The 19585-nt window shown below is 47.7% G+C and carries 16 protein-coding genes and 1 riboswitch; of the genes, 10 read left to right on the top strand and 6 right to left on the bottom strand.

The window, feature by feature from the left end; all coding sequences use genetic code 11:
* Positions 1-59 precede the first annotated feature (59 nt).
* A complete protein-coding gene (locus B4E62_RS12150; RefSeq protein WP_310071113.1) occupies positions 60-1109 on the bottom strand; it encodes a succinylglutamate desuccinylase/aspartoacylase family protein in 1050 nt (349 codons plus the stop codon).
* A gap of 22 nt (positions 1110-1131) precedes the next feature.
* On the opposite strand from B4E62_RS12150, the gene B4E62_RS12145 reads away from it, so the two are divergent.
* Positions 1132-1476 (top strand): hypothetical protein, encoded by a 345-nt coding sequence (locus B4E62_RS12145; RefSeq protein WP_331352243.1) that lies wholly within the window; start codon positions 1132-1134, stop codon positions 1474-1476.
* Positions 1477-1750: 274 nt separating this feature from the next.
* Here the strand turns inward: B4E62_RS12145 and guaA are convergent, their stop codons facing one another.
* Positions 1751-3328, bottom strand: coding sequence for a glutamine-hydrolyzing GMP synthase (gene guaA / locus B4E62_RS12140; RefSeq protein WP_331352242.1), 1578 nt, complete (start codon positions 3326-3328; stop codon positions 1751-1753).
* Positions 3329-3450: 122 nt separating this feature from the next.
* Complete coding sequence (gene guaB, locus B4E62_RS12135; protein ID WP_331352241.1) at positions 3451-4929, bottom strand: IMP dehydrogenase; 1479 nt, start codon at positions 4927-4929, stop codon at positions 3451-3453.
* Between the two features lie 144 nt (positions 4930-5073).
* On the opposite strand from guaB, the gene xseA reads away from it, so the two are divergent.
* From xseA to B4E62_RS12115, 4 genes are all read left to right on the top strand, one after another.
* Complete coding sequence (gene xseA / locus B4E62_RS12130; RefSeq protein ID WP_331352240.1) at positions 5074-6429, top strand: exodeoxyribonuclease VII large subunit; 1356 nt, start codon at positions 5074-5076, stop codon at positions 6427-6429.
* A gap of 45 nt (positions 6430-6474) precedes the next feature.
* Positions 6475-6592, top strand: a riboswitch (TPP riboswitch).
* Between the two features lie 41 nt (positions 6593-6633).
* The gene (locus tag B4E62_RS12125) at positions 6634-7737 is read left to right on the top strand and encodes an FAD-dependent oxidoreductase (protein WP_331352239.1); all 1104 of its coding nucleotides are present in this window, start codon (positions 6634-6636) and stop codon (positions 7735-7737) included.
* Positions 7738-7750: 13 nt separating this feature from the next.
* Positions 7751-7957: a sulfur carrier protein ThiS gene (thiS, locus tag B4E62_RS12120; RefSeq protein ID WP_310071129.1), complete on the top strand. Its 207-nt coding sequence runs from the start codon at positions 7751-7753 to the stop codon at positions 7955-7957.
* Position 7958: 1 nt separating this feature from the next.
* Entirely contained in the window at positions 7959-8762 is an 804-nt protein-coding gene (locus B4E62_RS12115; RefSeq protein ID WP_331352238.1) for a thiazole synthase, read from the top strand.
* Positions 8763-8793: 31 nt separating this feature from the next.
* Here B4E62_RS12115 and B4E62_RS12110 read toward each other — a convergent pair whose 3' ends face one another.
* Positions 8794-10179, bottom strand: coding sequence for an HD-GYP domain-containing protein (locus B4E62_RS12110; RefSeq protein WP_331352237.1), 1386 nt, complete (start codon positions 10177-10179; stop codon positions 8794-8796).
* A 69-nt stretch (positions 10180-10248) separates the two neighbouring features.
* On the bottom strand, positions 10249-11142 hold the full coding sequence (locus tag B4E62_RS12105; protein ID WP_331352236.1) for an AEC family transporter: 894 nt from the start codon (positions 11140-11142) through the stop codon (positions 10249-10251).
* A 257-nt stretch (positions 11143-11399) separates the two neighbouring features.
* On the opposite strand from B4E62_RS12105, the gene B4E62_RS12100 reads away from it, so the two are divergent.
* From B4E62_RS12100 to B4E62_RS12080, 5 genes are all read left to right on the top strand, one after another.
* Positions 11400-12302, top strand: coding sequence for an SDR family oxidoreductase (locus B4E62_RS12100; RefSeq protein ID WP_331352235.1), 903 nt, complete (start codon positions 11400-11402; stop codon positions 12300-12302).
* A gap of 163 nt (positions 12303-12465) precedes the next feature.
* A complete protein-coding gene (locus B4E62_RS12095; RefSeq protein WP_331352234.1) occupies positions 12466-14910 on the top strand; it encodes a catalase in 2445 nt (814 codons plus the stop codon).
* Between the two features lie 67 nt (positions 14911-14977).
* Positions 14978-16144: a zinc-dependent alcohol dehydrogenase gene (locus B4E62_RS12090; protein WP_331352233.1), complete on the top strand. Its 1167-nt coding sequence runs from the start codon at positions 14978-14980 to the stop codon at positions 16142-16144.
* A 159-nt stretch (positions 16145-16303) separates the two neighbouring features.
* Positions 16304-16789, top strand: coding sequence for a hemerythrin domain-containing protein (locus B4E62_RS12085; RefSeq protein WP_331352232.1), 486 nt, complete (start codon positions 16304-16306; stop codon positions 16787-16789).
* A gap of 142 nt (positions 16790-16931) precedes the next feature.
* Entirely contained in the window at positions 16932-17531 is a 600-nt protein-coding gene (locus B4E62_RS12080) for a DUF1566 domain-containing protein (protein WP_331352231.1), read from the top strand.
* 109 nt (positions 17532-17640) lie between these two features.
* On the opposite strand, the gene B4E62_RS12075 is transcribed toward B4E62_RS12080, so the two are convergent.
* Positions 17641-19575 (bottom strand): TonB-dependent receptor plug domain-containing protein, encoded by a 1935-nt coding sequence (locus B4E62_RS12075; RefSeq protein ID WP_331352230.1) that lies wholly within the window; start codon positions 19573-19575, stop codon positions 17641-17643.
* Between the last annotated feature and the right edge of the window lie 10 nt (positions 19576-19585).

The raw sequence follows: 19585 nt of genomic DNA, 5'->3' as shown, positions 1-19585 counted from the left end.
GAAAGGCCAGCAATTGCTGGCCTTTTCTTTTTAACAATCACTCCTTTTGCTTAACACAACTACTCATCCGCCATCCGATCTTGCGCCTTGCTCACGCCGGTTTCGGGCTCATCGATTTCATCGGAAGAATCCACACCGGAATCATCACCGTCTTCTTCATCTTCTTCCAACACGCCTTCGTTCATTTGACTTTCTTCGATCAAAATAGCTTCCGGTGTCTGGATACCTATGTGGTAGGCGGCAAAGCCGGGGAGCACTACTTGATCGAGCGCCATACCGATAATGCGGCCGTTGTAGGGAGACTTAATCGTGGTGCGCGCGTTAGTAATTGGATCAGTTACTGTGCCTAAGATATCTTCTTCTTTTACACGCTGCCCGAGCGTAGCTTTACTAAATAAAATTCCACTTTGATTGGCACGCACCCACGCCGAGCGATAATAAACCGGAGCGATGCGCGTCCAGCGCTGTTGTTTCCCATACATACCCGTTTTTGCAAGCAGAGTATTGATCGCCTTAACCCCTTCCTCCACGACTTCACTTTGCATAGCCATAGGCTCGCCGGCCTCAAGGGTTACGGCGGGAATACCTGCGCGCACTGCAGCTGCTCGTAAGGAATTCGGATTGCCGCGCCCATTAAGCACAGCAATCACACCAAAATTTTGTGCGAGCCGCGCAACATTTTCATCCGCAAGATCTGCACGCAATTGCGGCAAATTAGTACGATGAAATGAGCCGGTATGCAAATCTACCAACGAGTCACAATGCATAATTATTTTGGTAAAAAATGAGTGCGCCAAACGCGATGCCGAACTGCCATGGGTATTACCGGGGAAATAGCGGTTCCAGTCACGGCGATCGGGAAGATAACGCGAGTTGCGGCGAAAGCCCATAATATTAGCGACGGGCACCCCGATAATTGTTCCCGTCAACTTGGCCGGATCTATGTCAAATACAACACGGCGAACCATTTCGATTCCATTTAATTCATCGCCATGAACAGCGCCAGTTAAACACAGTGTTTTGCCTGGGGTTGCCCCATTCACGACAAGAATAGGAGTGGCCTCACTGAAACCACCAACAGCAGTTTCCGAATTCCATGTCAGACGCACCGACGTTCCAGGTTTAACTTCCGTGTCCAGAATAAATTTAGAAAGCGATAAAGGTTCAACGGAGGTCGCAACATCAGCCGCGCTTGATAATTCGTTATGCAGCGATGAGTTGACCGATGAATTCTCTGCTGATAAATCGCCGCTGGCAGATGAAATGTCACTTGCAGTTGAAGATGAAACTGTTGCCACGGCCGAAGAAAATGCAGACGATGTGTCTATCGCCGATTGCGCTTGTGAAGTCTCTTCAACCGCAAGCACAGACACACTTGCTGATGCTATGGACGAGACAGAAGGAGAAACCTCAAGTGTTGAATCCTGCAAGTTATTAGTTGATGAAGATTGCGCAGCATCGATAGTAGCGGGATAACTGCTGGCACTTAGACTGCTAACCAATGATTCGTTTGCAGGAGGGATTTCTGTTTGTGCAAAGCTAGAGCACACGCACAAGAAAAAGAGAACAAAAAGCAAAACGGATGAGTTAATGTTGCCTAGCTCGTGATGATTGATTGATTCTTGATGGTTGATTCCAGGCGTGTGGCGCATATGATCGGCGTCTCGTTGTATTTGTTGCCTTATTAGAAGAATAACTCACAACCGCAAACAAACACGCACATCCCTGTGCCGCAAAAATCCTGTAAAACTTATTCCCATTCAATCGTTGCAGGCGGCTTGCTTGATACATCGTAGCAAACGCGCGATACGCCGGAGATTTCATTGATGATACGGCCAGACACTTTTTCCAATAATTCGTAAGGAAGATGCGCCCAACGTGCCGTCATAAAATCTACGGTTTCCACCGCACGCAATGAAATCACCCACTCATAGCGACGACCATCGCCCACTACACCGACTGATTTCACCGGCAGAAATACCGCAAAGGCTTGTGAGGTTTTGTGATACCAGCCAGACGCATGCAGCTCTTCCAAAAAGATAGCATCGGCTTCACGCAAAATATCGGCATATTCTTTTTTCACTTCACCGAGAATACGTACCCCCAAACCTGGGCCAGGGAATGGATGACGATAAACCATGTCATACGGCAGCCCCAATTCCAAACCTATCGCACGCACTTCGTCTTTAAACAACTCACGCAGCGGTTCAACCAACTTGAACGCCATATCGTCTGGCAAGCCACCAACGTTATGGTGCGATTTAATCACATGCGCCTTACCAGTTTTGGCAGCGGCAGATTCGATTACATCCGGATAAATGGTTCCTTGTGCCAACCATTTAACATCCTTGAGCTTGGTCGCTTCAGCATCAAACACATCGATAAAAGTTCCACCAATAATTTTGCGTTTTTTCTCGGGGTCGTTTTCGCCTTTCAATTTAGTTAAAAATTGATCTTGAGCATCAGCGCGGATAACTGTTACGCCCATATTTTTGGCGAACATATCCATTACTTGATCGCCTTCATTTTTGCGCAGCAAACCGTTATCAACGAACACGCAGGTCAGTTGTGAGCCAATCGCTTTATGCAACAGCGCAGCAACGACGGATGAATCTACACCGCCAGAAAGACCCAGTAAGACTTTGTCAGTGCCGACTTGTTCACGCACTTTTTTCAATGCATCTTCAACAATGTTTGCGGGCGTCCAGAGCGGTTCACACGAACAGGCTTGCAAAACAAAATGCTCGAATATGCGTTTGCCTTGCAATGTATGAGTAACTTCAGGATGGAATTGCACGCCGTAGAATTTTTTAGCTTCGTTGTACATACCTGCAATCGGGCATGATGGAGTTGATGCCATCAAGCTGAACCCTTCCGGCATTTTGGTCACTTTGTCACCGTGGCTCATCCACACATCCAACAAAGCACTACCGTCGTGATCAACGTGATCTTTAATATCGTTTAACAGTGAGGATTGGCCATTCACTTTAATTTGCGCGTAACCAAATTCACGGATGTTTGAACCTTCAACCAAACCACCCATTTGCATGGCCATGGTTTGCATACCGTAACAAATACCAAACACGGGAACACCTAAATTGAACACAACTTCCGGTGCGCGCGGCGAACCTGCTTCAGTGGTTGATTCAGGGCTACCAGCGAGAATAATTCCCTTGGGGTTGTACGCGCGAATTTCTTCTTCGCTCATATCCCATGCGCGAATTTCAGAGAAGACACCAATCTCGCGCACACGTCGCGCAATTAATTGGGTGTACTGTGAACCGAAATCGAGAATAAGGATTCGCTGTGCGTGAATATCGTGAGGCATGCTGGTTCCTGCTCAAAAAGTAGAATAAAAAAACAAGAAAAAGAAAAACGAAAAATGAATTCTGTTTAAACGAAAAACTCGGGCTTTACCCGAGTTTTTGTAAGCACCAAACAAGTCAGTGATTAACGCCCGCCACCTATTGGGTAGTTGGGCGCTTCTTTGGTGATCTGCACATCGTGCACATGGCTTTCGCCCATGCCGGCAGAGGTCACACGTACAAATTCAGGTTTGGTGCGCATGGTTTCCAGATCGGCACAGCCGGTGTAGCCCATAGCGGAACGCACACCGCCCATCATTTGATGCACGATTGCGGTCAATGAACCTTTGTATGGCACACGGCCTTCGATACCTTCCGGCACAAGTTTCTCTGCACCCTGGCTCGCATCCTGGAAGTAACGGTCACTTGAGCCAGAGGTCTGCGCCATTGCACCCAATGAACCCATGCCGCGGTAAGCTTTGTAAGTGCGCCCCTGGAACAGTTCCACTTCACCCGGAGCCTCTTCAGTACCGGCGAACATGGAACCCATCATGACGGCGTGCGCACCTGCAACGATGGCTTTCGCGATATCGCCTGAATAACGAATACCACCGTCAGCAATGGCTGGAACACCGGTACCTTTCAACGCAGCAACCACATTAGCGATTGCGGAAATTTGCGGAACACCTACACCACTAACGATACGGGTAGTACAAATTGAACCTGGGCCAATACCGACTTTTACCGCATCCGCACCAGCTTCAACCAACGCAAGTGCCGCGGCGCCAGTGGCGATATTGCCGCCGATCACTTGCACATCAGGATATTTGGATTTGATTGCTCGTACGCGATCCAATACATTTTTGGAGTGGCCGTGGGCGGTATCAACTACCAACACATCCACACCGGCTTCCACCAAGGCATCAACACGGGCATCGGTATCGCGGCTAGTACCAACGCTGGCACCAACGCGCAAACGACCTTCAGGGTCTTTCGATGCGCTCGGGTATTTTTCAGCTTTGTTAATATCTTTTACGGTAATCAGACCGCGCAATTCAAACGCATCATTAACTACCAATACTTTTTCGATGCGGTGTTTGTGTAGCAAGTTGCGCACTTCTTCAGCAGACACGCCTTCTTTCACAGTTACGAGCTGCTCTTTTGGCGTCATGATGCTGGAAACACTGGCATCCAGATTGGTTTCAAAGCGCACGTCTCGGCCAGTCACAATACCGACGAGATCTCCCTTGCTCAGCACCGGCACACCGGAAATGTTGTTTTTGCGGGTCAATGCGATCAAATCGCGGATGGTCGCGCTAGCGTCGATAGTAATTGGGTCCTTCACCACACCGGCTTCGAATTTCTTAACGGCGCGCACTTCAGCAGCTTGCTGCTCAATGGTCATGCTTTTATGGATGATGCCTATGCCGCCTTCTTGCGCGATAGCAATCGCCAAACGCGCTTCGGTAACGGTATCCATCGCGGCGGAGATCAGCGGGATATTCAATTGAATTTTGCGTGTCAATTGGGTTTTCAGGGACACGTCTTTAGGGGTCACATCGGAATAACCGGGCACCAGCAGAACATCGTCAAACGTGAGGGCTTCTTCAGCAATCCGCAACATACCAACCAACCTCAAAGCAGGGGAAAAATAAACGCAAAATTATAGCGACTTGGGCGCCTCGGGTAAACCAAAAACCACAATATCTAGTGTTTAAGGGCAAAGCTGAGGCTATACCCTCGAGCCCGCTTCCCCTAGAATGCGCCCATGACTACCGATCTGTTTAGCAAAACCCCCGAGCGTGAAATCTTCAGTGTCAGCCAGCTTAATCGCCAGGCCCGGCAGCTATTGGAGACTCATTTGCCATTATTGTGGGTAGAAGGTGAGCTTTCCAACGTATCCATCCCCTCCTCCGGGCACTGGTATTTCACCCTTAAAGACGACCAGGCCCAAGTGCGCTGCTGCATGTTCCGCAACCGCAATATGCTGGTGCGGTTCAAACCGCAGCAGGGGCAACACGTCTTATTACGGGCAAGAGTCAGTCTTTACGAGGGGCGCGGTGATTACCAAATTATCGCCGAGCACATGGAAGAAGCCGGTAGCGGCGCCCTGCAACGCGCGTTTGATGAACTCAAGCACAAACTCTCCCAGGAGGGATTGTTTAATGAGGCGCACAAGAAAGTGTTGCCCAGCCTCCCCAAACATATCGGCGTTATCACCTCCCCCACAGGCGCCGCGATTCACGATGTATTGAGTGTGCTGGAACGCCGCTTTCCCGGCATTCCCGTAACAGTGATTCCCGTTGCGGTACAAGGTAAAGAATCGGCCCCGCAAATCGTTAAAGCTATAGATCTCGCCAACCGCGCCGGTTTATTTGATGTACTACTGCTTACGCGCGGCGGCGGTTCGATGGAAGACCTCTGGTCATTCAACGAGGAGATAGTCGCCCGCGCAATCTTTAACAGCGAGCTGCCCATCGTCAGCGCCGTTGGCCACGAAGTGGATTTCACCATCGCCGATTTTGTTGCCGACCTGCGTGCGCCCACGCCCTCGGCTGCGGCAGAGTTGCTGGTGCCCGATGCCGATGACTGGCTCGATAAATTTATCGGTTTTGAAGTGTTGCTTGAAGAAGCCATGCTGCGCCGGCTCCAGCAATGGCAGAAACATTTACTCAACCTGCGCCAGCGTTTGCGCCATCCCCGTGAGCGATTGGAACAGCAGTCGCAGCGGTTGGATAACCTCGAATTGCGCTTGAAAAACCACATCAAACACCTGCTGAGCGATTTTAAAAACCATATCCGCCAATTGGAGATCCGCCAACAGCCACATCATCCGCAAGTGCGATTGCAACAACTCAGGGAGCGCGTTGCAGCGCATCACCAACGCTTGCAAACAGCGCAACATCGGTTGATTGAGCGTAAACAACAAGCACTTGGTGAAACGGTGCGCATGTTAAATACGTTGAATCCCCTGAGCACACTCGAACGCGGATATGGATTAATTACGGACGCACACACCAAAAAAGTGATTACTAGCAGTAATCAGGTCAAAATAGGCACAGTGATTAATGCGCGCGTTGCACAGGGGGAATTTGTATGCCGGGTGGAATCCATCAGCAAATAACCTGCGTATAGATTGCGAAGTAAATTCGTGGCCAGTATATTGGCCACTTTCTTGTCGGAGCGCCTTGGTAGACATTGTCTGCACGAAGGCTGAGATGGGTTCGGCCCAATCCGTGGAACCTGAACAGGCTAATACCTGCGGAGGGAACAAGGTGCTTATAGCTGCGGCTATTCCCTGCCCTCCGCCTCACAATTCCGAGGCAATGTGACCAACCATAAATTCCCACAAACAATTGCTATCGCCGGTGCCGGTTTACTCGGGCGCTTGCTCGCCTGGCAATTGCAGCGCGCCGGAATCAATATCACCCTATTTGAAGCGGGCAGTTTTACGCCGGACGCACCACAAAGCCTTCGCGCCGCCGCCTTTACTGCGGCCGGGATGGTCGCGCCACTGAGCGAAGCCGTTGTGTCTGACGAAGGTGTATACCGCATGGGCATTTTTGCACTGCAGCAATGGCCCACATGGATTGCACAATTACCGGCGAACGAAACGCCGCTGTTTTTTAATAATGGCAGTCTCGTGGTCGCGCATCAACAGGATACAAGCGAACTCGACCAATTTGAGCGCGAGCTTGGATTTATATTGCCCGGCTGCAAAGGCTATCAACATGTTAACCAACATGAGATTCACCAGCTCGAACCTGATTTGCATTCCAACTTTCACAGCGGAATTTTTTTACGCGAAGAAGGTCATGTGAATAATCGCGAGTTTTTGCGTTTGATTGGCGTTGAATTATTGAAACTTGGTACGACGATCCGCGAGTTCACCTCAGTCGAGGCACTTCCAGGAAAGATTGTTACCGATAGCAGCGAAGAACATTTTGATTTGGTAATTGATTGCCGCGGGCTGGGTGCAAAAAAACAGCTGCGTAATTTGCGTGGTGTGCGCGGTGAAACCTTGCATGTGGAAACCAAAGAAATCCATTTGCGGCGCCCGGTACGCTTGATGCACCCGCGCTACCAACTTTATGTGGTACCCAAACCGAATAACCGTTTTATTATTGGCGCGACGCAAATTGAAAGCGAAGACAGAACGCCGGTCACGCTTCAATCATCGCTGGAATTAAGCAGTGCACTCTACACACTTTCTCCGGCATTTGCGGAAGCGCGCATTATTGAAATGGATACGAACTTACGTCCGGCATTTATGGATAACTTGCCAAAAGTGACCATCGTCGATGGATTGATTACCGCCAACGGATTATTTCGCCACGGCTATTTATTAGCGCCAGCGGTAGTTGAAAATGTGCTGGCACACATCTTCAAAAAAACTGATCCGGTTTTTTCTGCACTGCTGAATCACCACTAAAAAGCACGAGCTTATGACTATTGAACTGAGTGTAAACAACGAAAGCATATCGCTGACCAGCAAGACATTACTCAGCGACGCCTTACTACAATGGGGCTACGGCGAAAGCAAAATCGCCGTGGCCATCAATGGCGAATTTGTACCCCGCTCGACTTACACCGAGCGCGAATTATTGAATGGCGATCAAATCGATATCGTCAAACCGGTTGGTGGAGGTTGATATGAATTACAACAAACCCGAAAAAGATTTCACGCTCTACGGCGAAACTTTTTCCAGCCGCTTTTTATTGGGCACTGCACTTTACGCATCGCCACAATTAATGCGCGACTCCATTATCCAATCGCGCTGTGAAATCGTCACTCTCGGCCTGCGCCGCCAAAACCCGGCCAATCGCGACGGTGATGCGATTTGGCAATTTATCCAGGAAAGCGGCTGTCGTTTGCTGCCCAACACTGCCGGTTGTAAATCCGTTAAAGAAGCAGTGACACTAGCGGAAATGTCACGCGAAATTTTTAATACAGACTGGATCAAACTGGAAGTCATCGGCGATGATTACAATTTACAACCCGATCCGTTTGGTTTGGTTGAGGCATCGGAAATATTGATTAAAAAAGGTTTTAAAGTATTGCCTTATTGCACTGATGATTTAATCCTGTGCAAGCGGCTGCTCGATGTCGGCTGTGAAGTACTTATGCCTTGGGGAGCACCTATCGGTACCGGGCAAGGCTTATTAAATCGCTACAACTTGCGCACACTGCGCGAGCGCATTAAAGATGTGCCTATGATTATCGATGCAGGGCTTGGTGCGCCATCTCAAGCAGCTGAAGCAATGGAAATGGGTTTTGATGGAATTTTATTGAATACCGCTGTAGCCAAAGCATTGAATCCACCGATGATGGCAGAAGCCTTTGGCGATGCAATTGATTCGGGGAGAAAAGCCTATAAAGCGGGGCTCATGCAGAAACGCCAAACCGCCAGTCCGAGCACACCGACTATCGGCCAGCCATTTTGGCATCAACAATAAACTATATAAAGAAAATCAAGATAGGCACAAATCAAGACTGCGGCGTATTGGTGGAACTTCCAATATAGCCGCTGATTTTTGTAAAACCATCCTGTAACCGCTGGGTGATTTTTGGATCCTTGCCCTCACCCGACGAAATATACATTTGCATCATTCGACTTAATCGTTGCAAATGGAACGCCATTTCCTGTTGTACAAGCGATGCATCGGCAACTACTTTGCTGATGCTGTCAGCCTCCTCACTCGCCATAGATTCTAAGGATTCACGCAAATCCTCTTTGAATAAAAGGCTACCTTTAAACGTGGTCGCAATGTGCAAGACAACGTTTTGCAATGCGTGCAACTTGCGGTCACCATGGGTGTAACCCACTGAGGTCAAACACTCGCGCAGCTGCGTGAACCAATTTTGCAAATGCAAATTTTGTTGCAGCATACGCTCGGCAAATTCAGGCACCCCACTACCACTCACAAGATTGGGCAGAGGTAACTCGCTGCGCAGGATCATGGTGGTTACGATATCGCAGCTGCGGTACAAATAAGCGGCTCTGTTCATTTCCAACACGGGAATTACTTCGCGCCAGCGCCGCCCTTGCGCTTTAAAACGATTAAAATAAATACCGACAATGGCATCTGCAACGGCGAGGATCTGCCCCGGTATAGAAAGTTCACTTTCGACTTTTGCGAACGGGTAACCTGTGCCATCACAGCGCTCGTGATGCTCCATAACAGCCGTAACAATCGCTGGTGACACGCCGGGAATATCACGTAAGATTTTTGTTGATATATCGACATGACTTTGCACGTGTTGCCAATCATCTGCAGTCAATTCATCCGCTTTATGGAGAATTTGTGGATTAAGATGCAGCATGCCCACATCATGGGTAAGCGCAGCCAAAAAAATCTCGCCCGAATCATGCGCAGGCAAACGCATTTCTTGTGCGATGTATAGCGACCAAAGACTCACGCAAAGCGTACGGTGATACAAGTCATTCATCTGCGCCGCCATCACCGTCAAAAATTGCTGCACCAACGGCAAATCCGACAGCATCGCACAAACAGGCTCAAGCGAGCTTAAAGGGTGTTTCCGCTCAGCCAGCGATTGAAAATATTCGGTCGAACGAATAGTGTCGAGCAGGTGCTGTAATAAATCTCCAGCCGTAATGGTTTTTTCAATACGGATGGAATCTGCCAGTGGCCGGGCCAGCATTTTATTTTTTAAGCGCACGATGCTTTTTTGATCCAGCAAACTGGCTTGAGTAAGCAGTAATTCACCATCACGCGCTAGAATGTCTTCAACCACTACAACCGGATTAGTCGCAGACAAGAGCGCAAGATAGTCAGCATAAGCGCCGACCTGCAATGGACTCCACACAGGCGAACGTTCACTTGACACGAATGACTGTTGATCACGCGACATACATAAAAACCATCCGTGCAATTGATTTTTAACTGAATAATTTTTAGAGTTTTGTTTTTTAACCGGTTACTAAATCACCAATCGCCACAGCCATACGCTGACCAAGCCGATCAGCAAACTGTAACCCACTAAAGATGATGCAAACCGCGGTACCAAATTATGGCTTATCGCTAACACACCTGCCGAAATCATCGCGGGCATGGCCGCTTCCAATATCACCACCTGGGCAACCAATCCTTCAATACCCAACAACCACAATCCCAACCAGACCAGCGCAGGCGAGACCAACAGGATATACACCAAGCCCACTATTAGCGGCGATAAATACTCCTGACTAAGGGTCAAACGCCACTGCAAACCCACGGCAACCATGACCACAGGTACAAGTGTAGATGAGATTCTCGCGAGCGCCTCCGCCAACCATTCCGGGTATACAAATGCACTCGCTGCAAAGGCCAAAATCAGTGCAATAAACGGTGGAAAAATCAGAATGCTGCGCAAAATCTTTACTGCAGAGGTAGAACCAGACGAGTAATAACAGGCAACCACAATTGCATAAGTATTCAGGGCCACAAACGTACCCAATTGGTCATAAAGAATCGCATAGGGAATTGCTTTAGAACCTAAATGCGCCTCAATAAGTGGAATGCCGACAAATCCGGTATTACCTAAAGGCACCAACAACATTAATGCACCGGTTAACGCGCGCGACCATTTCATCAGCCGTGCCGTACACCATGTCAATAATGCACTAAGCAACATAATTACCCAGGCGGCAACAACTGGAATCAATGCCTCATGACTAAACGACAGCTTGGGAATCTCCGCCAAAATTAACGCAGGCAAAGCAACATAAATCACGTAAAGGTTTAAGGTAGATGCGGCGTTTTCAGGAAACCGTTTGGCTCGTTGTAATAACAATCCAATGATCAACGCGATAACAACAACGGCGATATTTGACATGAATATTCTGCGGCAGAGGACAGGTAGCCAACTCGCAAATCCCATAAATAAGCGGAGAGCAAGAACAGTATTAAAACTAATTGACCTGATTAAATGATTTAAATGACTGGATAGAGGCTACTGACTATAACTGAGGCAAGATTTAAATCAAATAGCGAAATCCCGCATAAATATTGTACTGAGTTACTCACCGCACAGATTATGTACTGGTTTGAGAACAACCTCCTCGCATCTGTTAGCAATTTCAGGAGGGTATTATGTCGAACTTCAATCAATACACTATGCAAGATCCGCGCTCCCAATACCCCAAAGCGCAAGGGAAATCCGACGACCGACAACCGGAACCCGGATTGGACGCCATTTTAAAACCGCAAGCTGATCATGGCGAAGAAAGTTATTGTGGCGCAAATCGTCTCTCGGGGAGAAAGGCACTTATTACCGGGGGCGACTCTGGTATCGGCCGCGCGGTGGCAATTGCATTTGCACGCGAAGGTGCCGCTGTCGCCATCAATTACTTACCCAGCGAAGAAATCGACGGCCAGAAAACCTTGAATATGATCCAACAAGCAGGGCAAAAAGCCATTGCGGTCCCAGGTGATATTACCGACGAAGTTTTTTGCAAAACGCTCGTTCAGCAAACAGTCGAAGCATTAGGATCAATTGATATTCTGGTGAACAATGCGGGCAAGCAACAATTTGTTGAAGAGTTGGAAAATCTAACTACCGAACAATTTACACAAACCTATGCCACAAATGTGTTTGCTATGTTTTGGATCACCAAAGCTGCTGTGCCACATATGCCCCCCGGGGCCAGCATTATCAATACAACCTCAATCCAGTCTTACCAGCCATCACCCGGGTTATTGGATTACGCATCCACCAAAGGTGCAATCACCGCGTTCACCAAAAGTTTGGCAAAAATGTTAATTAAAAAAGGCATTCGCGTGAATGCCGTTGCTCCGGGTCCGGTGTGGACACCATTGCAACAAAGTGGAGGCCAACCCGATGAAAAACTCCAACATTTTGGAGACAAAGTTCCCATCGGTCGCGCAGGGCAACCCGCAGAAGTAGCACCGGCCTTTGTCTTTCTTGCATCCCAGGAATCCAGTTACATCACTGCCGAAGTTATCGGGGTTACTGGAGGGGCGCATTTGCCATGAGTTTTAATCATGGCAAAAAAACAGATAAATTTTCAGCCAATATTGTTCAGGCTACCTGTTTTCCAGCTTCATTGTCCTTACCCATTCCACCGGATTTATATCGATAAATCCGCGTGGATAAACATCCCTTTCGATCAATGCAATATTTTGTAAGGATATTTTTATGAGCAACTCTTCAAAAACAAATGACAGTAAAGTCAGTAAAAAAGATAAATCCAGTGACACCTATAAAGATACAGCAGGTGCAGGCTCTGTCTTAAGTACCGTTTCTGGACCCTCAACCAACCAACCGCCAAAAACACTTGGATCAGATGATCCAGTTAAGCAACGCTTGTTAGACAAAACACTAGGAGGTCAGGAGCTGGCTGAAAAAATATCATCGAATCTTAATAAGCCACATGAGTATGGCGAAGCTTCGCGCACTCCCCTTACCGGAGCGATAGTTGAGCCTACCTCCCCCGCAGCCGGTAGCAGTACATCTTCAGAAATTATTGCTTCACCAAAAACAGGTGAAGGAATACTTTTTCCAGGATCAAACCCTACCGTGGATTCCCTGGACCGCGTGAGAGTTGATAGCAGTAATCAGCCGTTAACAACGAATCAAGGTGTGAGAATTGCCGACAACCAACACTCATTAAAAATTGGATTACGCGGCCCAACAGCGCTGGAAGATTTTATTCTGCGTGAAAAAATTACTCACTTTGACCATGAGCGCATTCCGGAACGTGTAGTTCACGCGCGAGGCTCTGCTGCGCATGGCTATTTTGAATCCTATCGCGCGTTAACAGAATTTACTACGGCGGCGCCTTTTAGTGCAGAAGGAAAACGCACGCCGGTGTTTACACGTTTTTCAACGGTTGCCGGTGAACGTGGCTCTGCTGATACAGTACGTGACGTACGCGGTTTTGCAGTGAAATTTTATACCGATCAAGGCAACTGGGATCTAGTCGGCAATAATATTCCCGTGTTTTTTATTCAGGATGCGATGAAATTTCCGGATCTTGTGCATTCGGTTAAACCCGAGCCGCATCACGCTATGCCACAAGCTTCGAGCGCACACGATACCTTTTGGGATTTTGTTTCGCTGATGCCGGAATCAACACATATGCTGTTGTGGCAAATGTCTGATCGCGCTATTCCGCGCAGTTATCGCACTATGCAAGGGTTTGGTGTACATACCTTTCGTTTGGTCAACGCTGAAGGTCAGTCGGTATTTTGTAAATTCCATTGGACACCCTTGGCTGGGACGCATTCATTAGTGTGGGACGAAGCGGCCAAAATTATTGGCGCCGATCCGGATTTTCATCGCCGCGATTTATGGGAAGCCATTGAAGCAGGTGTATTTCCGGAATATGAATTAGGGCTACAAATATTTACAGAAGATACCGCGAACACGTTTCCTTTTGATGTGCTCGACCCTACCAAATTAGTGCCGGAAGAATTGGTTCCGATTACACCGGTTGGGAAAATGGTATTGAATCGAAATCCGGATAATTTTTTTGCAGAAACCGAGCAAGTCGCGTTTTGTACCGCGCATGTTGTACCGGGAATCGATTTCTCGAATGATCCACTATTGCAAGGCAGAATTCACTCCTACGTTGATACACAAATTAGTCGCTTGGGAGGCGCAAACTTCCACGAAATTCCAATCAATTCACCTGTAGCACAAGTGCACAATAATCAACGTGATGGCATGCATCGCCAAGCGATCAATCGCGGTCGCGTTAACTACGAGCCAAATTCGCTTGCAGGTGGATGCCCGTTCCAGGCGGGAATGTCGGGTTACAAAAGTTATCCAGAACCAATCGCAGAAGATAAGGTGCGTGGGAATCCCGAACTTTTTTCCGATCACTATTCGCAGGCAAGATTATTTTGGCAAAGCCAATCACCCGCAGAGCAAACCCACATTATCAATGCATTTCGTTTTGAACTGACACGCGTACAAACGCCGGCCATCCGCGCGCGCGTCCTTTCCCTATTAGTCAATGTGAATGAGTTATTGGCCGGTAGCGTTGCAGATGGTTTGGGTATTGAGCTTCCTCCGGCGATGCCACTCGCATCCAATTTGCCAATTCCCACTTATCCGCCCTCTCCTGCGCTCTCATTGTTAACCAGACCGGGCACTACTGGTATCGCCACACGTCGTGTTGCGCTACTAATCAGTAATGGTATTGACCAAAAATGCGTATCCACTCTTTACGAAGATTTGCTTAAAGATGGCGCCGTGCCGAGGCTCGTGGGTACCCGTCTGGGTAAAGTAACAACTGCCGATGGCGCCGCGCTGGATATTGAAATCACATTAGAGGCAGGCCCTTCGGTACTCTACGATGGTGTGATCATTGTTCAGGGCGATGGCTCACTCCAACACAACGCCGACGCGCTCGATTTTGTACGTCAACAATATCGCCACTGTAAGCCGATATATTCAATTGGCGGTGGGATATTGTTAGCCGTAGCAGGCGTTCCTTCAACTTTTGCTGATGGCACTCCCGACCCAGCTGTCATCGTTGACCAGGAAAAAATCCAGGACGCATCGCTCACGCAATTTAAAAACGCGTTAGCCGGACACCGTTCATTTGAACGGGAAAAAGATCCATGCCCGGTGTGAAACCTGAGGCGGCAAGCATGAAGCACGAAAAAAAGGGTAAGTAATTTCACTGGACTGGAGATTCATTATGCGCGCGCTCACTTATCACGGCAGTAATGATGTTCGGGTAGATAATATGCCCGACCCTGTTATTCAAGAAGCTGACGATATTATTTTGAAAGTAACTGCCACTGCTATCTGCGGTTCTGACTTACATCTTTATCGCGGAAAAATTCCCGAGACTAAAGATGGCGATATTTTTGGTCACGAATTTATGGGTATTGTTGAAGAAGTCGGTAGTGGTGTAACGGCGGTCGCAAAGGGCGACCGCGTGGTAATTCCTTTTGTCATCGCATGCGGTAACTGCTTTTTCTGCTCGATGAATTTGCAAGCCGCATGCGAAACAACTAACACTGGGCGCGGTGCAATCCTTAATAAAAAACAAATACCACCAGGTGCCGCATTGTTTGGCTTTAGTCATCTTTACGGTGGAATTCCGGGTGGCCAGGCAGAGTATGTGCGCGTGCCCAAAGCCAATGTTGGGCCATTTAAAATCCCTGAAGGAATGGATGACGAAAAAGTACTTTTTCTTTCCGACATTCTTCCGACTGGATATCAAGCTGCCCTTAACGCCGGAATTGTCCCCGGCAGCAGTGTCGTTATTCATGGTGCAGGCCCGGTAGGACTTATGGCCGCTGCCTGCGCTCGTCTGTTAGGCGCCCAGCAAATCTTTATGGTTGATCACCATCAATACCGTTTGGATTTCGCGCTGCGTAATTATGGTGTCATTCCCATTAATTTTGATGACATAGATGACCCGGCATCCGCAATTATTGAACAGACACCCGGCTATCGTGGAGTTGATGCGGCAATAGACGCAGTGGGTTTTGAAGCAAAAGGAAGCACCTTGGAAACCGCCCTCACTGCTTTAAAAATGGAAGGCAGTAGTGGTGCAGCACTGCGTCAATGTATAGCAGCCGTAAGGCGTGGAGGCACTATCAGCGTGCCCGGCGTATACGCCGGTTTTATCCATGGTTTTCTCTTCGGTGATGTATTTGAGAAAGGCCTGAGCTTTAAAACGGGTCAGACACATGTGCAATCATATTTGCCCACCCTTATTGAACATATCTTGAAAGGCGATTTACATCCGGAAGTTATTATTTCCCATCGCCTAAGCCTTGAAAGTGCCGCCGATGGTTATCGAATTTTTGATAAGAAGGAAGATGCTTGCAGAAAAGTCATCTTACGACCCTAAGGCAATATTGCGCAAAGCAGGATTTATATTGAACCAATAAGTGTAAGAAACTTTTCGCTCTGTATGTTAGGTGTAGCACCGAGATGCCGTCGCTATTGACTTATAAATAAGCAAGGCTCGAACTTGAGCTGTCACTTAAACAAAACCTTGGAGATTGATATGGCAACCGCACAAAAGAAATCAGTTAGCACAGAGAAGGCCCCTAAGGCGCAGGAAGCTACTGCATTGCTTAAAGCAGACCACAAAGCAGTGGATTTGTTATTTGAGCAATATGAAAGCGCCAAATCATCCACCAAAAAGAAGGCTATAGTCTCCCAAATTTGTACTGAATTGACAGTGCATGCGCAAATCGAAGAAGAGATTTTCTATCCTCAAGTAAAGGCAGCCTTAAAGGACAAGGAATTAATTCCTGAAGCAACGGTGGAACACGCAACGCTTAAAGAGCTAATTGCCCAAATAGAGGAAGGTGAGCCGAACGACGAAATGTATGACGCTAAAGTAAAAGTACTTTCTGAATACGTTAAGCACCACGTGAAAGAAGAGCAAAATGAAATATTCCCAAAAGCCAAGGCGAGCAAACTGGACATGTATGCCCTTGGTGAACAATTGACACAACGCAAAGAAGAGCTTTTAGCCCAGAAGTAACATTGGCCTCAAGAGAAAAGGAATTCTCTTAAAGCTCCTCTCAGCACTACCCAACAGCCCTACATTGTCACCCTTAAAAATCACCTTCTGCACAGCAACCAGCTTGCTATATAATAAAAATGCCCACACAGAGGTATAGTCCATGCATTTGATAAAACGATTGAAATCAACCGCAACACTAACCATTTTTATTACCACCAATATTTTAATTTTAAACTGCGATGCAACTGAACCTGTGACTGCATCAACCTCAGCAGACAAAAGATCGTACACATTATTGGATGCACAAGGCAAAACCGTCACCGCACATGCACGCTGCGCCACTATTCTCACTTCTGGTTTAACATGGGAACTAAAAACCGATGACGCCAGTGCTCACGATAAAGACAATGTTTATCGTTGGGGCGGCAATGGTGCAGAAAAAACTGGATCGATTTTTTTTGATGACTGGAATAGCCTGCTCAATGCAACCAATACTGAAAAGCTATGTGGTTTTGATGACTGGCGAGTGCCAACTATTGATGAGTTAAAGACGTTGGCAACCAACACAGCCGAAAAAACAACAGTTAATCCTGAAATTTTTCAATTAACCTTGGAAGCCCCCTACTGGTCCGTATCCACTTATCAAAATTATCCTGAACATGCGCAAACGGTTGATTTTGCCACAGGTGCATCGAATTATTACAACGGCTTTCGTGGTGATCGCTTACCTTTACGTTTGGTGCGTGGAAATAGAAAATAAATAAGTGAGAAATATACAATGCTGGACTCCCGCGTTCGCAGGAGTGACGAATAAAGAAACATCCAACAGATTGCACTTTCATCATACCCGCGAACGCGGGTATCCATAATTATTGCTGTCCCGTTTTCCACTGTAACCCAAACCGCCACAATAAACCTGGTGCCGGAAAACCGACAGCTGTAGACGCTGCACTGTCAAATAGATTTTCTACTGACACAGTCATACCCAATGAATCACTCACCGACCAAAACAAAGTGGCATCTAACCGTTGGTAATCATCTAATACTTGTAAGGTTGCATCACCGGTGTGCTGACTGGTTGCGAACTGCTCACCCACTTGCTGATAATCCAGGCTGGTGCGCAAACTCTCACTGAGCTGCCAATGCGCTGCTATTCCCGCGCGCCATTGGGGTCTACCCGTCAAAACTGAAACGCTATCTTTCACATCAATATCTGTATAGGTCACATTACCACGCAACCCTACACGATTATCCACGCTGCTCCATTGCGCTTGCCACTCAACACCGCTGGTTTTGATTTGCTCACGATTGACGTTGGTAAAAAGCTCGCTGTCAAAATCAATGGGATCACGAAAATCGTTGGCAAAATAATCGATACTGGTGTTGAGTTGATCTGACAATTGCCATGCAATTCCTGCATCCCAACTATCAACTTTTTCGGGTTTTAAATTTGCATTACCCACTAATGGATGCCCGAGAGCAAAAAAACTCGGTAATTTATAACCGTCACCGCGATTCGCACGTAGCGCAATAGATTCAGATAATTGATAGCGCAACCCCAGTCTGTTTGATGTTTCGCCACCAAAGCCATCGGTATCGTCATTGCGCACACTGGCCTGCAATAATAGTTTTTCATTCAGTTGCGCATTGATATCAATAAAACCACTGTCGGTGGAGCGATCCAATGCAAAATCTGTAGGAATTACAAAACCAAAATCCAGATAACCGCGGCTATCGCCCTCTTCTTTACGATTTTCCAAACCGACATTCGCCCACAACTTTCCTTGCTCGCCAAGGGTGTTTATCCAGGATATTTGCTGACGTTTAAATTCGGTGTCAGCACCATTGGGAGGAATTGCGTTGTAAGGGGCAATACCCGGCGAATCAAATAATTCACTGCGCTCGTAATGTGTCGCTTGCAAATGGCTTTTCCATTGTTCGGCGATCTGGAATTGCCAACCCAGAGCTGCACTTTTATCGGTGTAGTCGGTGTAGTCCAATGCAGGGGATGTAGCGAATTGCGGGCCACCGCTTTGCTCTGGATAACTGCTGCGGTCACCATCAAAATAGCGGACGCTTGCGGTTATAGAATGTGCGTCTGTTGGTCGCCATCCCAAACGTAAATTAATTTCACTGTCTTCTGCCCTGCTTCCTTCAACCGGCTCACCCGAGTCGCGCACGCGCGCTTGAATTGCATAATCGGTTTTATCACCGGCACCCAGCGCACTAAAACCCGCTTGCTGAAAACCTTCATCGCCAACACTGGCAGATATCGATTGCTGATGGCCCTGTTGCGGGCGCAGCGTAATAATATTAATAACACCGGCAAGTGCATCCGCACCGTAAATAGCAGACTGCGGGCCGCGTACTATTTCAATGCGCTCGATAGAATCCACATTGATGCTGCCCAAATCAAATGCACCACCACGGCTGTTGCCTGGATCATTCATCGCGATGCCATCAATCATCACTACTGTGTAATTTGATTCTCCACCGCGAATGGATGCCACCGCTAACCCACCGGGACCGCCCTGCCGCTCAATCAATACGCCGGGTATCGATTGCAGTACCTCGGCCAGATTGGTTTTATTCAATTGCCCCAACATTTCCCGATCAACCACGCTCAAGCTGGATGACACTTGTTCCATAGTGAGTGGGTTGTATGTTCCCGTAACAATAATTTGCTCGATAGCATTCTGCTGTGCAAAAAGCGGCATTGCATTCAATAACAAAGCAGTCGGCAATACATTCATTGAAAGATGTGAAATATTTTTAAATCGGTTTTTTACTTTATTGTTGTTCATAACGTTTTCG

The sequence above is a fragment of the Cellvibrio sp. UBA7671 genome (assembly GCA_002483145.1).
Lineage (GTDB): Bacteria > Pseudomonadota > Gammaproteobacteria > Pseudomonadales > Cellvibrionaceae > Cellvibrio > Cellvibrio fibrivorans.
Note: the sequence above shows the minus strand (reverse complement) of the source record. Positions and strands in the feature narration are given on the sequence as shown.